This is a genomic window from Arthrobacter russicus, assembly GCF_031454135.1.
In the GTDB taxonomy this organism is placed as follows: Bacteria; Actinomycetota; Actinomycetes; order Actinomycetales; family Micrococcaceae; genus Renibacterium; species Renibacterium russicum.
On record NZ_JAVDQF010000001.1, the window covers coordinates 816,453 to 833,668 of the forward strand.

Consider the following 17,216-nt stretch of genomic DNA (forward strand, 5'->3'; position numbering starts at 1 on the left):
CAGGAGGCAATCCGTGAGCCAGACGCCCACCGGTCCGAAACTCGACGATTCGCGCCGCTTGGAGTTGGCGGGGGCGTTCCAGAGCGGCGGCGAACTCTATGACCGGGTGCGGCCGGGGTACCCCTCCGGTGCTGCCCGGTGGCTGATCCCGGAGCATGCCGGAGCCGTGGTCGACTTGGGCGCCGGGACCGGCAAGTTCACCGAGCGCCTGGTTGAGCACGGCCTCCGGATCACCGCGGTGGACCCTTCGCAGAACATGCTCGACCAGCTGGCTGCCCGGCTGCCCCGGGTCGCCACCGTGCGCGGCACCGCCGAACAGACCGGCTTGCCCGATTCCAGCGCGGACGCGGTTTTCGTGGCCCAAGCCTGGCATTGGTTCGACCAGGAGCCAGCGAGCGCGGAAATAGCCAGGATCTTGCGCCCGGGCGGAACCTTGGGCCTGATTTGGAACCAGTTGGACGTCCGCATTCCATGGGTGCACCGGTTGTCCCGGATCATGCACGCGGGCGACGTGCACGACGAGAACCACGTGCCATTGATCGGCACGCAATTCGAGGCCGCGGAGCCGCATCTGATGCGCTGGAGCCAGCCGCTCACGCCCGAGGGGCTCATCGAACTGGTGAAGTCCCGCAGCTACTATTTGCGGGCCGGTGAAGCGGACCGGGCACGGGTCCGGAAGAACATGGATTGGTATCTTTTCGAACACTTGGGGCACCAGCCCGCGGAACCGATCGACTTGCCCTATCTGAGCATCGCCTGGCGTGCCCGGAAACGCTGAGCCCGCTTGCAACCGGCACCCTTCGGATCTACTATTTCGGTATGCCTAAATTTATTGATTAGGTATGCCGACTTCAGGAGGGTGGCCCGTGCTGCAGAAAACCGCGGCCAAGGCAGTACCGGTCCGCGCGATTTTCATGCTGGGCCCGGCGTTCGTTGCCGCGATCGCCTATATGGACCCCGGGAACGTCGCGGCGAACCTGACCAGCGGAGCCAAGTTCGGCTACCTTCTGGTCTGGGTCCTGGTGGCCGCGAACCTGATGGCGATGATGGTGCAATACCAATCCGCGAAACTGGGCCTGGTCACCGGCAAATCCTTGCCCGAGATGCTCGGATCCCGATTGCGCAAACCAGCCCGCCGGGCCTTTTGGCTGCAGGCGGAACTCGCCGCGATGGCCACCGACTTGGCCGAGGTGATCGGCGGCGCGATTGCACTCAATCTGCTGTTCGGCTTGCCGCTCCCGGTGGGCGGGCTGATCGTCGGGGTGCTCTCGATGATCATGCTCACCGTGCAGAACCGGTACGGCCAGCGCCAATTCGAGTCGGTGATCGTCTTCCTGCTGGCGATCATCACGGTCGGCTTCCTGTTCGGACTGCTGCTCAGCCCGCCGGATCCGGCCGAGGCGGTGGCCGGGCTGCTGCCGCGTTTCGACGGCGCCCAGTCGGTGCTGCTCGCCGCCAGCATGCTGGGCGCCACCGTGATGCCGCACGCGATCTACCTGCATTCGGCTTTGGCCAGGGACCGGCACCGGCCGGCCGGCTCGGCCGCCCCGGACAACGGGAGGCTGCGGAAGCTAATCAAGGCCAATCGGCTGGATGTGATCATCGCCTTGCTGATCGCCGGCACGGTCAACATCGGGATGCTGCTGCTCGCCGCAGCCACGCTTCGCGGCGCCGAAGGCACGGACAGCATCGAAGGCGCACACCAAGCGATTACTTCGGCACTCGGGCCGGCCGTGGGAATCGTCTTCGGCGTCGGGCTGTTGGCCTCCGGCCTGGCCTCGACCTCGGTCGGCTGCTATGCCGGGGCCACCATCATGTCCGGGCTGCTGTCGATCCGGGTGCCGCTGCTGCTGCGCCGGTTGATCAGCCTGATCCCGGCGATCCTGCTGCTCAGCTTGGGCGTGGATCCCACCTGGGCCCTGGTCGTGAGCCAAGTCGTGCTGAGCTTCGGCATCCCGTTCGCGCTCATCCCCTTGCTGCGGATGACCTTCAGCGCCGAAATCATGGGTGAGCACCGAGACGGCTTACCCCTGCGGGTACTCTCGGTGATCAGCGCGGCCTTGATCGTCCTGCTCAATGTGGCGTTGATCGTGCTCACCGTGACCGGGGCCGGCTGAGTACCGGCAGTCTGGCGCGGCAACCGAAAGGTATGGTGGTGACTGTGAAGGCGAACCCCACCTCATCGAGCGTCGAAGACTACGTGAAGACCATTTACGGCTACACCGAATGGCAGGACAAACCGATCAACTCTTCGCAGTTGGCGGCCCGCCTGGGCGTCGCCAACTCTTCGGTCTCCGAAATGGTGCGCAAGCTCAAGGACTCCGGCTTGGTCGACCACCAGCCGTATGGCAGCATCCGGCTCACCGAAAAGGGCCTGGCTCTGGCGCTGTCCATGGTCCGCCGGCACCGGCTCCTGGAAACGTACCTGGCGCAAGAACTCGGTTACCGCTGGGACCAAGTCCACGACGAAGCGGAGACTTTGGAACACGCAGTCTCCGACACCTTCATCGAACGGCTGTCCGCGAAATTGGGCCACCCGGTCCGGGACCCGCACGGAGATCCGATTCCCGGGCCGGATGGCCGCATCGAGCTGCCGTCCGCCCACCGCCTGGCCGAGCTCGATTCCGGGCACCGGGGCCAGATCATCCGGATCAGCGACGAAAACCCGAGCTTGCTCCGCTATTTGGACGACGAGCGGATCGAACTCGACGCCGCAGTCGAAGTCGTCGGACGCAGGCCGTTCGGCGGCGCTCTGGTGGTGCGGTTCGGAGCCGGCGAGGCAAGCCGGGAGCTCGATGTGAGCGACGAAGTCGGGTCAGCCTTGTGGGTCAGCGATACCGCGGTGCACCAAGGCTGCGCACTGCGGTGAGCCGATCGCCGAACCGGCCGCCCGGCTCCGCTTGGTTGAGCGTTGCCCTGGCGGGCTTCGCGGGCACCGAGCTCCGCTACGGACTGGGGCTGCTTTTCCCCGAGGGCGCCACGGCGTTTCCGGCCACCACGTTTTCGATCAACGTCGTGGGCAGCCTGGCCCTCGGCCTGCTGACCGGGTTCTGGTCCGTCCGGCCCGCAGCCTGGTGGGTCAGGGCTGCACTCGGGCCCGGATTGCTCGGGTCCTTCACCACGTTCTCCGCAGTGGTCTACGCGGTGGACCAGTATGCGCGCCAAGGATTGACCGGCCTCTGGGTGGTTTACCTGCTGTGCAGCCTGATCGCCGGCTTGGCCGCCGCCTGGCTCGGCTTGAAAGGCGGCTCCCAATGGGCAGCCCGTCGGAAAGCCACATCATGACTGCTGCTTTGTGGATCGGACTGGCCGGGATGCTCGGTGCGCTCCTGCGATTCGGCATCGATGCCTGGTTGGCCGTCGGCGGCCGGTTTGCGGCCGGCCGGCCGGGGCATTTCCCGCTGGCCACTCTGCTGGTCAACGCCGTCGGCAGTTTCGTGATCGGCCTGGCCGGCGGGCTGAGCCTGAATGCGCAGATTTCGGCCGAATGGCACGCGGTGATCGCCACCGGCCTGGCCGGCGGGCTGACCACGTTCAGCTCCTTCACGGTCGCCACGGTGGCCCTGTGGCAACAGGGCCGACGGACCGCCGCCATCGGCAATATCGCCTTGAACGTCGGCGTCGGACTCACGCTGGCTTGGCTGGGGCTGGTCCTGGCCGGTTGACCCGCCGAACCGAATGGCGTTCGGCCGAAAGGTCCGTCCGGCCAGCGCCGAGGTCAGCCGAGTCGCTTGAGATAAAAACTGAGCCAGGTGTTCGCTGCGGCGAAAATCATCAGCAACAAGCCGACCACGACGGCTTGGACCAGAATCAAAGCGACGCCGGCGAGCAGGAACAACAGCAAAGCGACGAGCGGCTGGGCCGGCCAACGGATCCGCAGCCTCGCCTTCGGTGCCATCAGCAGCGTCCACAAGGCCACCAGCAGCGCCGCGATGAGCAACCCCAGGACCAAACCCAGCGGCGCGGCAAAAGTCTTGAACGCCCAGAAAAACCCGGCCACCAGGAGCGCGACTTCCAAGACGAAGCCGATCAGCCCGTTGGCGATGGTCAAATTCCGCCGGGCCGGACTCTCCCGCCGGCTCACCGAATCACTCGCTCGGCAGGGCGCGCTTCGTATTCCATATCCAGCATCCTAACAACGTGCCCGGTCCGCATTCGGCAGGCTAGTCCGTGCTGGCTCCGGCGACCTGACCGGCTGCCGTCCGATTCGCCCGGGAGGTCCGATTTTCGATGCCGACCAGTGACACCACACCGCCGAGCAGCAAAAGCACGGCGGTCACCACAGCGACCTGTTGGGTGCTCTCGGTGCCCACAGCACCACCCATCATCGCGCCGGCCAAGGCTACCGTCACCAGTCCCGCGATCCGTGCCACCGCGTTGTTCACTGCGGAACCGATGCCGGCCCGTGCCGCGCTGACCGAGCCCAAGATCCCTGCGGTCAACGGGGCCACGGTACAGGCCAAGCCCAAACCGAAAAGGATCAGCGCGGGCAGTACCTGCCACCAATAGTCGAATGCCGTGGACAAGGTGAGCAGCCACAAGAAGCCCAGACCGGCCACGATCGGCCCCAATCCCATGAACAGACGCGGCCCGAACCGGCCGGCCAGCGAACCGAACCACGAGGCCAGAAACAGCATGAGCACGGTGGAGGGCAAAAGCGCCAGACCCGCGACCGTGGCGCTCATCCCGGCCACCTGCTGCAAGTACAAGCCCAAAGCGAAGAATCCCAAGGAGAGTGCCCCGTAAATCAAAAAGGTGGCAATGTTGCCCACCCAGAAGTTCCGAATCGCGAAAAGCGACAAAGGCATCATCGGCTGGGCCGCCCGGCGCTCGTGCAGGACGAAGGCCGACAATGCGAGCGCCCCGAGCGAAAACGGGAGCCAGACCAACGGACTCCCCCAGCCGAAGGTTCCCTGTTCGATCATGGCGTAGACCAGCCCGCCCAAGCCGAGAACCGCGAGCGCAGCCCCGAGCCAATCGACTTTGGCCGCCGGGTCGCTGGGCGCATCGGATGACCGCAGCCCCCAGAGCAAGGGCAGGCAGACCGCGATCGGCAGCAGATTGATGAAAAAGACAAAGCGCCAGGAGAGGAAATCGACGGCGACGCCGCCGATCAAAGGAGCCGCGATCGCGGCCACCCCGGTCCAAGCGGTCCATTGACCGATCGCCCGGCTTTGCGCGGCGCCGGAGAAGGCGCTGATGATCAGCGCCAACGAACTCGGCACCAGCATCGCGCCGGCCACGCCCTGCAAAGCCCGTGCGACGATCAGCATCAAGTCGTCGACCGCGAACCCGCACAGCACCGATGTCACGGCGAAGCCGATCAGGCCCCAATTCAGGATCCGGACCCGGCCGAAGAGGTCGGAGAGACTGCCGGCCACTAAGATCAAGGCCCCCAGAGTCAGCAAGTACGCGTCGACGATCCATTGCTGCGAGGTCAACCCGCCACCGAGTTCCCGAGTGATCGCCGGGAGCGCCAAGTTGACCACGCTGCCGTCGAGAATCGATACGAACGAGGCCAGAATCGCAACGAAAAGAACCTTGCGTTGGTGCGGCGTCAAAGCCAACATCGCGGTGGACATGAACCAACGCTACGCCTCGGCCGTGGCACTTCGCCATGCGGGCTTCCAGGTGCTAGATTCCAGGAAGAGATTCCGGCGTTGCGCATACTCCGTGCCCCCGCCGACAAGCCTGGGAAGAGAGCACCCGATGACGTCCTCAGCAGCTGGTGGTGTGGCTTACCAGCAGCATTTTCTGGCCCGTGCGACGGCGATCTTCGCCGGCCTGCTGCTGCTGATTTCGCTGGGGCTCGTCTGGTTCCGGGTTGGCGGCGGTTCCAAGGGCCGGGTCCTGGAGGTCACCGGGCTGCAAAGTTTGCTGATTGGCCTGGGTGGCAGCAACCCGGTCCGGCCACGCGGCGGATTCACGCTTACCGGCCTATTCGCCGGGACCCTCCCGTTCCTGGTCGTCGTGTGCGCAGCCGTCGCGCTCCTGGCGCTGGCGCTGCTGCCGAGGTTGCGCGGCGTGCGCCCGGCAAGCGTGGTGCTCAGCGCACTGGCCACCCTGTTGCCGATTGCCATGACCTTGATGAGCTTCACGATCTTGCGTGCTACCGCCGTGCAGCCCGCCTTGTGGATCATTTTCATCGCTGCCGCAGCCGGGCTCTGGGCGGCGATCGCAGTCTCCGACCCCGGGCCGACGCAGAATCCGCCGAGCGAACCGCCCGCAGCGCCGGCCTAGCTCCAGTTCAGCCGTCCGCCGGACGGGTCCGCCTGGGACGTCTGACCCGGAGCCGCTTGATCAGCACCGGGTCGAGCCGGTAGCCGGCTTCGGTGTCCGCCAGGGCATTGAGGATCTGGTAATAGTGCGTTGCGGAAAGTGAAAATTCTCGCCGGATGGCGTTTTCTTTGGCCGCCGGATACCGCCATTGCAGTCGCTCGAAGTCCAGGATCTGCTCGGCGAACGCGGGCAGCACACCGGCCGTTTCGATGACCGCCTGCGGCTTCATCAGCTCGGATTCCGGCCTCATCCCGCCAGCTCCCCGAGCCCGGCCAAGGGCGCGTTGCGTTCCACGATCTCCCGGATCAGCAAGCGTTCCAGAGGTGAGAGCGTCGAAATGTAAACCGCCACGTCGCTGGGCAGCACCGACAGTTGGTGCGCCAGTCCCAGGCAATCATCGGCCAGTCGCAGGGCATCGATGAACTCGGACTGCTCGATGAGCCGCCGCACGGCCCAAACCGAGGCCTGCCGTTCCTGCTTGCGCCCAGTTCCCACATGCCGGTAGAACGCGTGTCCGCATTCGTGGGCCAAGGTTGACCGTCGTTGCACGAAACCCAGCTCGGGGGCCAACACAATCGAATGCTCGGCCGCCGAATAAGCCCCCCACCAGCCGTGCGGCAGGCTTCCTTCCTGAACCGTGACACCGAGATCGGCGGCCACTTCTTCCCATTGCATGCCTCGAGCATACGTCCGGCCACCGACGATATCCGGGGAAAGTCCGCAGCGCTCAGGGTTCGTGCGGCAGGTCGGCGGCACCGATCAAGGGCTCGGCCGTCCGCGCCGCCAAACCGAGCGGCGATTGCGCTGCAGCATCAGGGGCTGCGGCAGCAGCCGGACGCGCTCCGAGGCGCCGGCCCAGCTCGGCGAGCAATTCGGCGTCCTCGATCAAATCCAAGCGGGGCCGACCGCGGGGCCGCTCTTTTGCCTCATCGTTGCTGAGGAACCCTGCTGCCACGAAGGCCTCCAGGACCGGGCGCCGATAGGCTCGGGCGAAAGCTGCAACGTTTTCCGGCCGTGGCGGCACCCCGGATCGCTGCCAGCGGGACACCGTGGCTTGGTCCACTCCGGCAGCCTGTGCGATATCCCGTTGCTGAGCTGCCGGCGCGGTCGCCTTCAGATAGTCAGACCACACCATGCCTTCAGTCTAGATGCATAAATGCATATGTTCCGCACCCTCAAAAATCCTTTGCTACAGGGAAGAAAACATTCGGTTCGGAACGCTTGCGATTTCGAATATGCATGCGTACACTCATAAATATGTTCGTATATATGTTCGATTCGACCGCTTCGGGAGATCCCCCCGAAATGCCCCCGGCACAACTCCACCTGGTGGCGCTGCTGGGCGATCTCGCCGAGTACTTGATCGAGTTGGACCGGAGCACCGAAGAAGCCGGCGCAGCCGAGGTCTCCTGCGAGATCCAGACCCGCATCGAAGCCTGGCTGGACCGTACCGCGGGGCAAGCCGGCAGTCAGCAGAATGCACCCTCCGGAGCAGCCGCCGCCACACTCCTGATCGACCGGCTGAGCGAACTCGACTCGAAAGGAAATTTTGCCATCATGGCCATGGAATTCAGCACCCTGCTAGCGCAACGCGGCGCACTGCGCGGCAATCCGACCGCAGGCTGCACCCAGCCAGATTGCCGCCCCGCCCGCAAAGCGCAGTTCAGCGGTCGCGGAATCGACTGCAGCGATTGCGGCATCACCGCAACCCACGCCCTGCCACCGGCGCGGAGCGGCACCGCCCCCGCCTGGTCGAGCGACTGCGCCGGCTACCCGGAAACCATCTGCCGGGCATTGGGGCCGGATCAACACGGCACCGCACTGACGCCCGCAATGATCGCCGACTGGGAGCGTCGCGGACTGCTCGCCGCCTGCAATGCCGACTCGGTCAAGTCCGGCCGCCCGGCCGCCCGCAGTGTCCGTCGGATGTATCTGATCCACGACGTGCTGCGGGTTCGGAATGATCTCGAATCGAAGATATTTTCGATTATTTAGCTTAAAAGCTTGACATTATAGCACATATATTCTACATTAGAGATAGATCCAGCAAGGCAGATGCCGAGTCTGGAGTCTCTTGGAGCTGACCGATCTGGGCCAGCTTTCCTTTCAACGGGTGCGGCGCCTACGTGAAAGGTTATCCACTATGGGTGTTCCCTCAACTTCTAACGTTTCGGTCGGACAGCCCAAGGCTGGCGGCGGAATTTTCGCGGCACCGGCCGGAACCGCGATCCCCGCTGACGCGGCGGCTCCCTTGCCGGCCGAATTCGTCGGCTTGGGCTATGTCTCCGACGCCGGCCTGGTCAATACGGTTGCCACCGAGTCGAATGCGGTGATCGCCTGGGGCGGCGATCAGGTGCTCAATGCCCGGACCAGCCGTACCGAGACCTTCAAGTTCAGCTTCATCGAAACCAATGAGAACACCATGAAACAGGTTTATGGTGCGCAGAACGTCAGCACTGGGGACAAAGGGCTCACGGTGCTGCACAACTCCAAGTCCGCCACTGCTTCCGTCTACGTGTTCGAGATCCTGCTCGGCGACAAGCGCGCCAAGCGCATCGTGCTCGGCAACGCCCAGGTCACTGAGCTCGGCGATGTGAGCTACCTCGATGGCGCAGCCGTCGGCTACGAAGTGACGCTCACCGCGTTCCCGGACAAGAACGGCAACACCGCGATCGAATACATCGCCTCGATCGCCTAATTGAGCCGGTGGGGCGGGGGTTCCTGTTTAGCCGCACCCGCCCTCGCCCCACCTATTTTGCTTTTTTCCCTTGCGGCCTTCCTGAGAGGAAACCATGGCTTTCATCGTCCCCGAGTCCCTGCCCGACCACGAGCTCTACGAGTTTCGCTTCGCAGCCGACGGCCCGGTTTACACGCTGCCTTCGAAAGACGACCTGACGATTGGGGACGCCGAGCTGCTCGAAGCCGGCTCAGTGGAGAAACTGGTCGGATTCTTCCCCGCTGAAGTCCGGGAAAAAATCCGCTCGCTCCGACCGAACCAGGTAGAAGCGTTGATTGCGGATTGGGTCGGTACCAGCCTGGGAAAATCCGCGGTGTCCTCCGAATCCTGAGGGAGCACCCGGACGAAGTCGAATACGAACTGATCCGACTGGGGCTACGGCTGAGGTGGCTCGGCAGTCCGCTGCTGAGCTTCCGGGACCTGATCCTGATCGTCTCGCTGGCACCACGCGACTCGCCCCTGGTCCGGGTTCTGAACCCTGATTCGGGATGGGACCTGCATGCACATCTGCTCGCAGTCATCTTCGACTCGCTCAACGCGGCGAATTGGCAGCGTGCCGGCGGGAAACAGTCGACCCGGCCAAAACCGCTCAGCCGTCCGGGGCAACCAAGCAACGAATCGGGCCGGGCCCGGGGCCGCACCAATCTGACCGTGCAGGAATATGCCCGGCAGCTCGCCCGGCCGCGGCAAGCGCTCCCCCATCCCCCGCCAACCACCTGAACCCAGAAGGAGGTGCCATGGCAAGCACCGAGCCCGGCGCGTTGCGCCCAGACGCCATCACGTCGCTCAAAAATGCGCTCAAAGACGTCCTCGCCGAGTTTGAAAAAGTCAATGCGACCGGAGTCGGCGAAAAGATCGGCTCCCAGATCACCGAAGGCCTGCGGGCCAGACTCGCCGATGCCGGCTCCAGCATTTCTTCAGTCGGCGCGGCCGTCACCAATGCGGTGAAGGCGCCCATCTCATTGGCGCAGTCCGCGTTGACCGACTTCGCGTCATTCGCCAAGAACATCGAGGCCAATTCGACCAATACCGCGTTGCAAAGCGAGCAGAGTCTGAGCGGCGCCTTGGCGAAAATGACCTCGTCTTTCAAGAGCATTGGCCCGAACATCATCCAAGGGACTTTCCCCTTCATGGTGAACGTGGTCAGTTTGATCACCGGCGGACTGGACAAGATCGCGGACCGGGCCTCGGTCATCGGCGTCGCCATCGCGGACAAGCTCAACGGCTTGTGGTCCGGATTGACCATGGATGAGGCCACCCGCTCCGCGATGGCCGGTCAGTTGGACGGATTGGTCGCAGTCGGGGCCAAGATCCGGTCCGTGGTCGATTCTGCGCTGGCGGTCTGGAACGGGCTCAGCCAGGGCCAGAAGACCCTTGCAGGTTCGCTCGCCGGTGCTGCAGTTGCGGCCGGCCCAGTCATTTCGATGGTCGGCAGCCTGGTCTCCGGCGCTTCCGGCGCCTTGGGATTCTTCAGTTCGTTGACCGGTGGCGCCGGCGGACTCGGCACCGCATTGCGTCTGCTCACCGGACCGATCGGCCTGCTCGCTTTGGGTTTGGGCGCTTTGATCGCGGCCTCACCCGAATTGCAATCCGCCTTGGGCGGGGCATTGCAGCAGATCCTCACAGCCCTGGGTGGCACTCTGCAGGCCCTGGCCCCGGTGCTGGGCCAACTGGCCGCAACCCTCGGTGGCGTTCTCGCCAGCGCCGCGCAGACTCTGGCCCCGGTCCTGGCACAACTGGCCAACACCTTGGGCGGTGTCCTCGCGCAGGCAGTAAATGCTTTGGCGCCGCTCCTGGCCCAGTTGCTCGGGATCCTGGGGCAATCACTGACCGGGGTGCTGCAAGTCCTAGCCCCGGTAGTGGCACAACTCGCCGGCACCATCGGCACTGTACTGACCACCGCAGTGACCGCGGTACTGCCCGTCGTCGGGCAGCTGGCCAGCACGCTCGGCGGCGCTTTCGCCGGGGTACTGCAAACCCTGGCTCCGGTGCTCGCCCAGCTGGCGGAGACCTTGGGCGGGGTCTTGGCCACCGCAGCCGCTACCTTGGCCCCGGTGCTCAGCCAGATCACTGAAACCCTGGGCAACGTGCTGCTCCAAGTAGTCGAGGCTTTGGCCCCGATTCTGACCCAACTGGCCGACACTTTGGGCAATGTGCTCGCCCAAGCAGTCCTCGCCCTCGCGCCGGTCCTGGTGCAGATCGTCGAGGCCCTTGCGCCGATCATCGAACTCGCCGGCCAACTCGTAGCCGCCGTGCTGCCTCCGTTGATCGGCATCGTCCAGCTACTGCTTCCGGTCTTCGCCGCCCTGGTCGCCGCAATCTTGCCGATCGTCGGCGTCCTCGCGGAGGCTCTGATCCCGGTGATCCAGTCCCTGCTGCCGATCGTGCAGACCGTGTTCAGTGCGATCGCCGCAGTGATCACTGCGGCGATGCAGATCATCCAAGGCATCATCGATGTCTTCACCGGAATCATCTCCGGCAACTGGGCTTTGGTCTGGTCCGGGATCCAGGGCATCTTCACCGGAATCTGGAACACCATCGTCGCCGTGGTCAGCGGGGTCTGGAACATCATCCTCTCCGTGGTCTCCGGCGGGTTGAACGCTGTCTTCGGCTTCGTCAGCAGCATTCTCGGTGCGATCGGCGGCTTTTTCGCCAGCACCTGGAACGGCATCATCAATGGGGTCAGCGGGTTCATCAGTGGCTTCCTGGGCTTCTTCTTCGATTTGCCCGGGCGGATCATGGGTGCCCTGTCCGGGGCCGGCCAATGGCTCGTCGGCGTCGGCCGGAACATCGTGCAGGGGCTGATCGACGGCGCCGGTTCACTGCTTCGGAACATCGGGAATTTCTTCCTCAATCTGCTTCCGGACTGGATCGTCGGCCCGTTCAAATTGGCGCTCGGCATCCACTCCCCTTCGCGGGTCTTCCGCGGTTTCGGCAACAACATCGGTGAGGGACTCAGCCTCGGCATCGACGACATGCATCCGGTGGTGAACGGTTCCATCGAGCAACTGGTCGACCTCCCGGCAGTCGAGACCTCCCTCGAACGTCCAGCCGATGCGCAACCGGGCATCAGCAATACCTGGCAACTGTTCGGGACCCCGGAGACCTTGGCCCAGCAGATCAACGAACAGCAGCGCTACGCAATGGTAGGAGTGTCATGATTGTCGATTCCTGGGTCAATTGGCGAGGTCTCGAGCTGAACGCCGATTACCGCGCCGAGACCGATTTCCTGCTCAAGGGCATCGTCGGATGGAGTTCCTGGGAAGCCTCGCGGTGGACCGGGAAACGCCCGGATGCGCATGGGCAGTTCGCCGGCCGGGCTTATGTCGCCAACCGGCAGGTGGTGTTGACCGGAGTTTGCTACCGTCCGGAATCCCGTGATGCGCTCTTCGATGAACTCAGCAAGTCCCTGGCGCTTCCGATGCGGGGCGGCACCGACGAATGGCTCACCGTGCGGCATGCCGGACGGACCTTGCGTGCCGCGGCAACGCTCATGCAATTCGAGCCGATGGAAACCCAGGCCACCTGGGCGGCCGGAGTGTTCGGCTGGAAGATCGAGTTGCATTGCGCCGATGTGTACCGTTACGAGACCACCAGCCGGACGGTCAGCACCGGTTTGGCCGGATACGGCTCCGGTGCATTGGAGTTCGACCTGTTCACCGACGGCGCAGCGGACACCGGTTTCCTGGAGTTCGGCGCCCCCGGGGCCGATGGCCTGTTCACCCTGGAAAATCCGGGCTCGATGGAAATCCATCCGGTCTTCACGGTCAAAGGACCGGCGGCGGCCTTCGCGATCGAAAACCAGAGCACCGGGCAATCGCTGGTGTACAGCGGTGAGATCTTCCCGGGACAGAGCCTGGTGCTCAATGACGGGTCGGTCCTGCTCGACGGCGTCGACCGGAGCATCTTTCTGACCGGACGGCAATGGTGGACGGTTCCTGCCGGCGGCCTGGTGACCGGCCGCTTCCGCAGCCTGGGTCCGGCGAAACCGGGCAGCTTGCTGACCGTGACCACCACCGGGAGGCACTTGTGAGCGTCGAAGTCATCTGCGGAGAACTCCGCACCGGTCGAATCCTGGCAGTTTCCCAACCGGGGACCGCCACCCAATGGGCGGCTTCCGGCAGCTGGTCGACGGTGCATCGGGACATCGGTCAGATGAAGATCACCGTGCCCCTGGCCGGGAACGTGCTGCGGCAGAATCCCGGCCTGCTCAGCTTCCTGGAACCGGGACGCTGCTTCATCGGCTTCCGGGTGCCGGAATCCGGGCAGGTGCTCAACGCCGGCCCGATTTGGTCGCACAGTTGGGACGGTGCCGGCCAGAGCCTCGGCCTCACCGCGCTCGGCATCGGGTCGGTGTTCGAACGACGCCGCCTGGTCCCGGTGCTCGGCCCGGGCGAACGGGTCCAGGACAGCTTGCTTTCCTTCCGGGGCCTGAGCCTGGGCAGCATCGCCAAACGGCTCGTCGAACTCGCGCTTTCGCACCCCGGCGGCAACCTGCCCCTGGTTCTGCCGGCCGATGTTCCGGGAGCGGACGAGCGCAGCTACAAAGGAGTCGAATTGGGCAAAATCTGGGAACGGATCAACCAGCTCAGCGCCGTGGCCGGCGGTCCGGACATCGCGTTCATTCCGCGGATGTCCGGACCGACCGCGCTCGAATGGGTGATGCGGATCGGCGAACCCCTGCTGACCCAGAGCGGCGCCGATTGGCAATGGGACCTGGCCACCGGTTCTTCCACCGTGCTGAGCATGGACGTTACGCGGGACGCTACGAAATTGGCTTCCCGGGCTTGGGCCATCGGATCCGGTCAGGGCAATGAAGCAGTCATCGGCATGGCCGAGGACCCGAGCCTGGTCCGGAACAGCGATTTCCCGTTGCTGGAAGCTTCGGTTTCGCAGACTTCGGTGAGCGTGCAAACCACGATCGACTCCTACGCGCAGGCGCTGGTCGCGTCCAGCAGCCGTCCCTGGCAGACCTGGAAGTTGGTGGTTTCCGCCTCCGGGAGCCCCGCGCTCGGCGACTACCGGCCCGGAGATTGGTGCCGGATCCTGATCCCCGAAGAGCATCCGTATTTGCGGCCCGGGCCCTATCGGACCCGGATCCTCGCCATCTCCGGACAATTGGGCAGCGAAGCGGTTGACGTCGAGATCGCCCCGACGATGGAGGCCCGATGAATCAGAACGATGGTTGGCAGCACGAACTTCAGCGGCCGGAGGACGAATTCGGCATGGTTCAACTGTTCCGATCGCATGGCCGCCGGATCAGCGATTTGGAGACCCGGACCATGCCGGGCTCGGTCTCGCTCGGCTACGACCGGAAGACCAGCAACGGCTTCGCCTTGACTGCTGCGAGCACGGTTTACGCCTCGGCCGCGGTCAGCGCTCCGCCGGGCTTCAGCCTGGCCCTGGTGACCGTCAGTGCCCAAGTCCAGCTGGTGTGGGATGCCAAAGCCAGCACCTCCGGGGGCATCGGCTGGGGTGAGGCCTACGGCCAATTGCAGATCGGCAGCAGCAGCTTCCTGCCGATCGGGGCCGTGCCGAGCAGACAGGAAGCCGACCGCGATGGCGCGTTGAGCCGGGTGATCAAATCGATCCCGCTCGGTCCGGTGCTCGTGCAGCTGCGCGGCGAAGACCTCGGCCCCGGCGCGGCGATCGAAGCCAGAGCCCAGCTCTGGTGTTCCAGCGCTTCGAATACCGCGGCGGGATACCACGCCGACCCAGACATGACCTGCGATCTCATGATGCAGGTCCAATTCATCCGATAGGAGAACAGCATGGCACTCACCCGAGGAATTTTCATTCGGAAAGACGGCAAATCGGTCACCGACCCGGCCGGCACCGATCCGCGCTCGGCCCGGAAAGCGATGAGCGGCCTGGTCGCGGGCAACGCCGACGGCGTGCCGAGGTCCGGCATCTTCCCGCAGAAAGACGTGCTGATCGTGATCGGTTCCCAGGCCGGCATGGTCTACCGGGTCAAGCCGTTCGAAGGCGCTCTGATCCGCGACGCCGCCGGTTCGGACGGCGTCGTGCTCTACGCCAATGACGCGCTCACCGACGTCCCGACGTCGCCGGCGCCGAGCACTGGGAGCCGCTGGGACCTGGTGTATGTGCAATACCCGGAATCGACCTCGGACTCGACCAGTTCGAAACCGGTGCTGGGCGTGGTGCAGGGCACCGCTTCCGGCACCCCGAGCAAACCGTCGGCGGCCCTCCCAGCAAATTCTTATCTTCTTGCGGAATCCTTGGTCTCAGCGGGGAACAGCACAACCGTGGATGCCTCGATCAACCAGGTCTGGCGCTACACGGTTCCCCGGGGAGTGCCGATCCCGGTACGCAACCAGGCCGAACGCGATGAACTCAATGCACCCTATCCCGGTCTGCGGATCGTGGCCCTGGACCGTCCGGGCACCCCGGTGATGGTTTTTTCCGGCGGCAAGTGGCAACCGGAGATCCCGATGCCCGCCTTCGGCCACATGGGCATGACCGGAGGATTCCAGAATGTCTCAAGCCCCGATTGGACTACCTTGAAAATCGATGCGGCCCAAGACCTGGTCGGCGGCGTCGCTTTCGATGCCGCGGCGAAAGCCTTGGTAGTCCCGGCCGCCGGCCGGTATCAGATCGTGGCCCGGTACTACGCCACTGGAACAGGTGGCGGCAACGGCGCATTCGGCAGGGTGATGTACAACCGCAATGGAACCGTGGCCGAAGTCGAGGGCAGTTATGCCAGCTTCTGGAAAGGCAATGGAAACGACTTCATCAACGTTTCGACGCTCACCCGAAATTTCCAGACCGGGGACAAGATCTTCATGCAGATGGTCTATGCCTCGAGCAGCTGGGGAACCACCGGATACAACGGTTCCTGGCTTGAGCTGCTCTACATCGGGCCATCCACGGCGTACTGAGATGCAACCCTGGCTTTCACTTTTCGTCGCCACCGCGGTTCCGGCTGTGCTGACCAGCTATGTCGCTTTCTTGACCGGGCTCAGTCGGAACCGCCACGCGATGATCGACCAGTTGCAAGAAGAACGGACGCTCCGGGAGGCGCAGGTCGCGGAGCTGGAACATCGGATCGATGCTTTCTACGCGGACAAGCATGCCAGCCGGATTTACGTGGCGGCGCTGCTGGACCACATCTGGCAGCGCCAGCCTCCCCCGCCGCCGGATCCGCCGGCCGGCTACCTTCCCTGATCCCTCCGATGCACCTCCGGCGGCCAAGGCCGTTCCCCGATCGAAAGGACAGTTCCGTGGCCTACACCCTGCAGACCCGATACAACTCCAAGAACTTCACCCCGGCGGCTCAGGTGCCGGCCGTCTTCGGAATGCCCCGGACGATCACCGGAATCACGATCCATCATTGGGGCGCGTTCGGCCAGCAATTCGATCAGGTGCGGACCTGGCTGTGCACCAACAACGTCCCGACTTCTGCGCACTACGTCGTCCAAGCCGGACTGATCGCTTGCATCGTGGTCCCGGAAAATGCGGCTTGGCATGCCGGAACGGCACGCGGCAATGCCACCACCATCGGCATCGAATGCCGTCCGGAAGCCACGGACGGCGACTATGCCACGGTGGCCGAACTCATCGCGGAACTCCGTCGCAGCTATGGCGATTTGCGGCTCTACCGGCACTCGGAGTGGGTTCCGACGGCCTGCCCCGGGATGTGGGACTTGACCCGATTGGACCGGCTGGCCAGGAACGGGACTCCGTCCGCAGTCCCGCCGCCGGAAACCCCCCGGCCAGTCGCGCCGCCGCCTCTGGCAGCCGGCCCGATCCAGTGGCTGGTCGAGCCGGGCGAGACGCTTTCCCAGGTCGCCGCCTACTACAACGGCCCCTCGGTCGCCCAAATCGCCGCCGCGAACGGCATCGCCGATCCCGACGCCATCCAGGCCGGCCAGCTGCTCACCATTCCTGGGCCCTTGTCCTGGGTGGTCGACCCGGGCGACACCTTGAGCAGCATCGCCGGCTATTACCGGGTCAGCGTCGACTACCTCGTACGGCTCAACGGAATCGCCGATCCCGATTCGATCACCGTCGGCCAGGTACTGAAAATCCAATGACCAGCCAGCGTTGCGCCCTGGGCTGTTTGGTCCTGCTGGGCAGCGCAATGCTCGGACTGCTGCTGTGGACGGCGATCAGCATCCTGCACGATCTGGCCGCGGCCTTGCAACGCAGTTTGGACCTTCTGAGCGGCATTTAGGAGAAA

The 17,216-nt window shown here is 64.6% G+C and carries 23 protein-coding genes; 18 read left to right on the top strand and 5 right to left on the bottom strand.

All coding sequences use genetic code 11. The features are described from left to right. The first annotated feature begins 13 nt into the window (after nucleotides 1–13). The 5 genes from JOE69_RS03835 (at nucleotide 14) to crcB (ending at nucleotide 3,665) form a co-directional block, all read left to right on the top strand. Entirely contained in the window at nucleotides 14–778 is a 765-nt protein-coding gene (locus JOE69_RS03835; RefSeq protein ID WP_309796214.1) for a class I SAM-dependent methyltransferase, read from the top strand. 64 nt (nucleotides 779–842) lie between these two features. Continuing rightward, the gene (locus tag JOE69_RS03840) at nucleotides 843–2,117 is read left to right on the top strand and encodes an Nramp family divalent metal transporter (protein ID WP_374709668.1); all 1,275 of its coding nucleotides are present in this window, start codon (nucleotides 843–845) and stop codon (nucleotides 2,115–2,117) included. Nucleotides 2,118–2,161: 44 nt separating this feature from the next. Continuing rightward, nucleotides 2,162–2,869, top strand: a complete 708-nt coding sequence (locus JOE69_RS03845; RefSeq protein WP_296363763.1) for a metal-dependent transcriptional regulator — start codon at nucleotides 2,162–2,164, stop codon at nucleotides 2,867–2,869. Then, a complete protein-coding gene (locus JOE69_RS03850; RefSeq protein WP_309796218.1) occupies nucleotides 2,866–3,285 on the top strand; it encodes a fluoride efflux transporter FluC in 420 nt (139 codons plus the stop codon). Before JOE69_RS03845 ends, JOE69_RS03850 begins: the two co-directional genes overlap by 4 nt. Beyond that, the gene (gene crcB / locus JOE69_RS03855; RefSeq protein ID WP_309796220.1) at nucleotides 3,282–3,665 is read left to right on the top strand and encodes a fluoride efflux transporter CrcB; all 384 of its coding nucleotides are present in this window, start codon (nucleotides 3,282–3,284) and stop codon (nucleotides 3,663–3,665) included. The genes JOE69_RS03850 and crcB overlap by 4 nt, the downstream gene beginning before the upstream one ends. A 53-nt stretch (nucleotides 3,666–3,718) precedes the next feature. Here the strand turns inward: crcB and JOE69_RS03860 are convergent, their stop codons facing one another. Together JOE69_RS03860 and JOE69_RS03865 are read right to left on the bottom strand one after the other, a co-directional pair. Continuing rightward, the gene (locus JOE69_RS03860) at nucleotides 3,719–4,084 is read right to left on the bottom strand and encodes a DUF2568 domain-containing protein (protein ID WP_309796223.1); all 366 of its coding nucleotides are present in this window, start codon (nucleotides 4,082–4,084) and stop codon (nucleotides 3,719–3,721) included. A 79-nt stretch (nucleotides 4,085–4,163) separates the two neighbouring features. After that, nucleotides 4,164–5,582, bottom strand: coding sequence for an MFS transporter (locus tag JOE69_RS03865; RefSeq protein WP_309796225.1), 1,419 nt, complete (start codon nucleotides 5,580–5,582; stop codon nucleotides 4,164–4,166). A 127-nt stretch (nucleotides 5,583–5,709) separates the two neighbouring features. Between JOE69_RS03865 and JOE69_RS03870 the strand changes: the two genes are divergently transcribed. Further along, nucleotides 5,710–6,240, top strand: coding sequence for a hypothetical protein (locus JOE69_RS03870; protein WP_309796227.1), 531 nt, complete (start codon nucleotides 5,710–5,712; stop codon nucleotides 6,238–6,240). Nucleotides 6,241–6,247: 7 nt separating this feature from the next. On the opposite strand, the gene JOE69_RS03875 is transcribed toward JOE69_RS03870, so the two are convergent. The 3 genes from JOE69_RS03875 to JOE69_RS03885 are packed head-to-tail and all read right to left on the bottom strand — an operon-like array spanning nucleotide 6,248 to nucleotide 7,414. Further along, nucleotides 6,248–6,529 carry a DUF3263 domain-containing protein gene (locus tag JOE69_RS03875; RefSeq protein WP_374709669.1) on the bottom strand — a complete coding sequence of 94 codons (282 nt, stop codon included), beginning with the start codon at nucleotides 6,527–6,529 and terminating at the stop codon, nucleotides 6,248–6,250. Further along, on the bottom strand, nucleotides 6,526–6,954 hold the full coding sequence (locus JOE69_RS03880; protein WP_309796229.1) for an ImmA/IrrE family metallo-endopeptidase: 429 nt from the start codon (nucleotides 6,952–6,954) through the stop codon (nucleotides 6,526–6,528). Before JOE69_RS03880 ends, JOE69_RS03875 begins: the two co-directional genes overlap by 4 nt. Before the next feature lie 52 nt (nucleotides 6,955–7,006). After that, entirely contained in the window at nucleotides 7,007–7,414 is a 408-nt protein-coding gene (locus JOE69_RS03885) for a helix-turn-helix domain-containing protein (RefSeq protein ID WP_309796231.1), read from the bottom strand. Between the two features lie 122 nt (nucleotides 7,415–7,536). Between JOE69_RS03885 and JOE69_RS03890 the strand changes: the two genes are divergently transcribed. From JOE69_RS03890 to JOE69_RS03945, 12 genes are all read left to right on the top strand, one after another. Then, complete coding sequence (locus JOE69_RS03890) at nucleotides 7,537–8,274, top strand: hypothetical protein (RefSeq protein ID WP_309796233.1); 738 nt, start codon at nucleotides 7,537–7,539, stop codon at nucleotides 8,272–8,274. A gap of 148 nt (nucleotides 8,275–8,422) precedes the next feature. Continuing rightward, nucleotides 8,423–8,977, top strand: coding sequence for a phage tail tube protein (locus tag JOE69_RS03895; protein ID WP_309796235.1), 555 nt, complete (start codon nucleotides 8,423–8,425; stop codon nucleotides 8,975–8,977). A gap of 94 nt (nucleotides 8,978–9,071) precedes the next feature. Further along, on the top strand, nucleotides 9,072–9,347 hold the full coding sequence (locus JOE69_RS03900) for a hypothetical protein (RefSeq protein WP_309796237.1): 276 nt from the start codon (nucleotides 9,072–9,074) through the stop codon (nucleotides 9,345–9,347). Beyond that, entirely contained in the window at nucleotides 9,299–9,736 is a 438-nt protein-coding gene (locus JOE69_RS03905) for a hypothetical protein (RefSeq protein WP_309796240.1), read from the top strand. Before JOE69_RS03900 ends, JOE69_RS03905 begins: the two co-directional genes overlap by 49 nt. A 17-nt stretch (nucleotides 9,737–9,753) precedes the next feature. Beyond that, nucleotides 9,754–12,177, top strand: a complete 2,424-nt coding sequence (locus JOE69_RS03910; RefSeq protein ID WP_309796242.1) for a phage tail protein — start codon at nucleotides 9,754–9,756, stop codon at nucleotides 12,175–12,177. After that, entirely contained in the window at nucleotides 12,174–13,049 is an 876-nt protein-coding gene (locus JOE69_RS03915) for a phage tail family protein (protein ID WP_309796244.1), read from the top strand. The genes JOE69_RS03910 and JOE69_RS03915 overlap by 4 nt, the downstream gene beginning before the upstream one ends. Further along, nucleotides 13,046–14,188, top strand: coding sequence for a hypothetical protein (locus JOE69_RS03920; protein ID WP_309796246.1), 1,143 nt, complete (start codon nucleotides 13,046–13,048; stop codon nucleotides 14,186–14,188). The genes JOE69_RS03915 and JOE69_RS03920 overlap by 4 nt, the downstream gene beginning before the upstream one ends. Continuing rightward, on the top strand, nucleotides 14,185–14,778 hold the full coding sequence (locus tag JOE69_RS03925; protein WP_309796248.1) for a hypothetical protein: 594 nt from the start codon (nucleotides 14,185–14,187) through the stop codon (nucleotides 14,776–14,778). Before JOE69_RS03920 ends, JOE69_RS03925 begins: the two co-directional genes overlap by 4 nt. A 9-nt stretch (nucleotides 14,779–14,787) precedes the next feature. Further along, nucleotides 14,788–15,915, top strand: coding sequence for a hypothetical protein (locus JOE69_RS03930; protein WP_309796251.1), 1,128 nt, complete (start codon nucleotides 14,788–14,790; stop codon nucleotides 15,913–15,915). Nucleotide 15,916: 1 nt separating this feature from the next. Then, a complete protein-coding gene (locus tag JOE69_RS03935) occupies nucleotides 15,917–16,201 on the top strand; it encodes a hypothetical protein (protein ID WP_296363716.1) in 285 nt (94 codons plus the stop codon). A gap of 56 nt (nucleotides 16,202–16,257) precedes the next feature. Further along, nucleotides 16,258–17,070, top strand: coding sequence for a LysM peptidoglycan-binding domain-containing protein (locus JOE69_RS03940; RefSeq protein WP_309796253.1), 813 nt, complete (start codon nucleotides 16,258–16,260; stop codon nucleotides 17,068–17,070). After that, complete coding sequence (locus tag JOE69_RS03945) at nucleotides 17,067–17,210, top strand: hypothetical protein (protein ID WP_296363718.1); 144 nt, start codon at nucleotides 17,067–17,069, stop codon at nucleotides 17,208–17,210. Before JOE69_RS03940 ends, JOE69_RS03945 begins: the two co-directional genes overlap by 4 nt. Nucleotides 17,211–17,216: the final 6 nt, after the last annotated feature.

Bases quoted from the DNA above. Each gene is read 5' to 3' on its own strand.
- JOE69_RS03900 (WP_309796237.1), top strand. From the start codon at position 9,072: ATGGCTTTCATCGTCCCCGAGTCCCTGCCCGACCACGAGCTCTACGAG.
- JOE69_RS03870 (WP_309796227.1), top strand. From the start codon at position 5,710: ATGACGTCCTCAGCAGCTGGTGGTGTGGCTTACCAGCAGCATTTTCTG.
- JOE69_RS03840 (WP_374709668.1), top strand. From the start codon at position 843: ATGCCGACTTCAGGAGGGTGGCCCGTGCTGCAGAAAACCGCGGCCAAG.
- JOE69_RS03875 (WP_374709669.1), bottom strand. From the start codon at position 6,529: ATGAGGCCGGAATCCGAGCTGATGAAGCCGCAGGCGGTCATCGAAACG.
- JOE69_RS03890 (WP_309796233.1), top strand. From the start codon at position 7,537: ATGTTCGTATATATGTTCGATTCGACCGCTTCGGGAGATCCCCCCGAA.
- JOE69_RS03865 (WP_309796225.1), bottom strand. From the start codon at position 5,582: ATGTCCACCGCGATGTTGGCTTTGACGCCGCACCAACGCAAGGTTCTT.
- JOE69_RS03925 (WP_309796248.1), top strand. From the start codon at position 14,185: ATGAATCAGAACGATGGTTGGCAGCACGAACTTCAGCGGCCGGAGGAC.
- JOE69_RS03895 (WP_309796235.1), top strand. From the start codon at position 8,423: ATGGGTGTTCCCTCAACTTCTAACGTTTCGGTCGGACAGCCCAAGGCT.
- JOE69_RS03935 (WP_296363716.1), top strand. From the start codon at position 15,917: ATGCAACCCTGGCTTTCACTTTTCGTCGCCACCGCGGTTCCGGCTGTG.
- JOE69_RS03945 (WP_296363718.1), top strand. From the start codon at position 17,067: ATGACCAGCCAGCGTTGCGCCCTGGGCTGTTTGGTCCTGCTGGGCAGC.
- crcB (WP_309796220.1), top strand. From the start codon at position 3,282: ATGACTGCTGCTTTGTGGATCGGACTGGCCGGGATGCTCGGTGCGCTC.
- JOE69_RS03880 (WP_309796229.1), bottom strand. From the start codon at position 6,954: ATGCAATGGGAAGAAGTGGCCGCCGATCTCGGTGTCACGGTTCAGGAA.
- JOE69_RS03885 (WP_309796231.1), bottom strand. From the start codon at position 7,414: ATGGTGTGGTCTGACTATCTGAAGGCGACCGCGCCGGCAGCTCAGCAA.
- JOE69_RS03910 (WP_309796242.1), top strand. From the start codon at position 9,754: ATGGCAAGCACCGAGCCCGGCGCGTTGCGCCCAGACGCCATCACGTCG.
- JOE69_RS03930 (WP_309796251.1), top strand. From the start codon at position 14,788: ATGGCACTCACCCGAGGAATTTTCATTCGGAAAGACGGCAAATCGGTC.
- JOE69_RS03915 (WP_309796244.1), top strand. From the start codon at position 12,174: ATGATTGTCGATTCCTGGGTCAATTGGCGAGGTCTCGAGCTGAACGCC.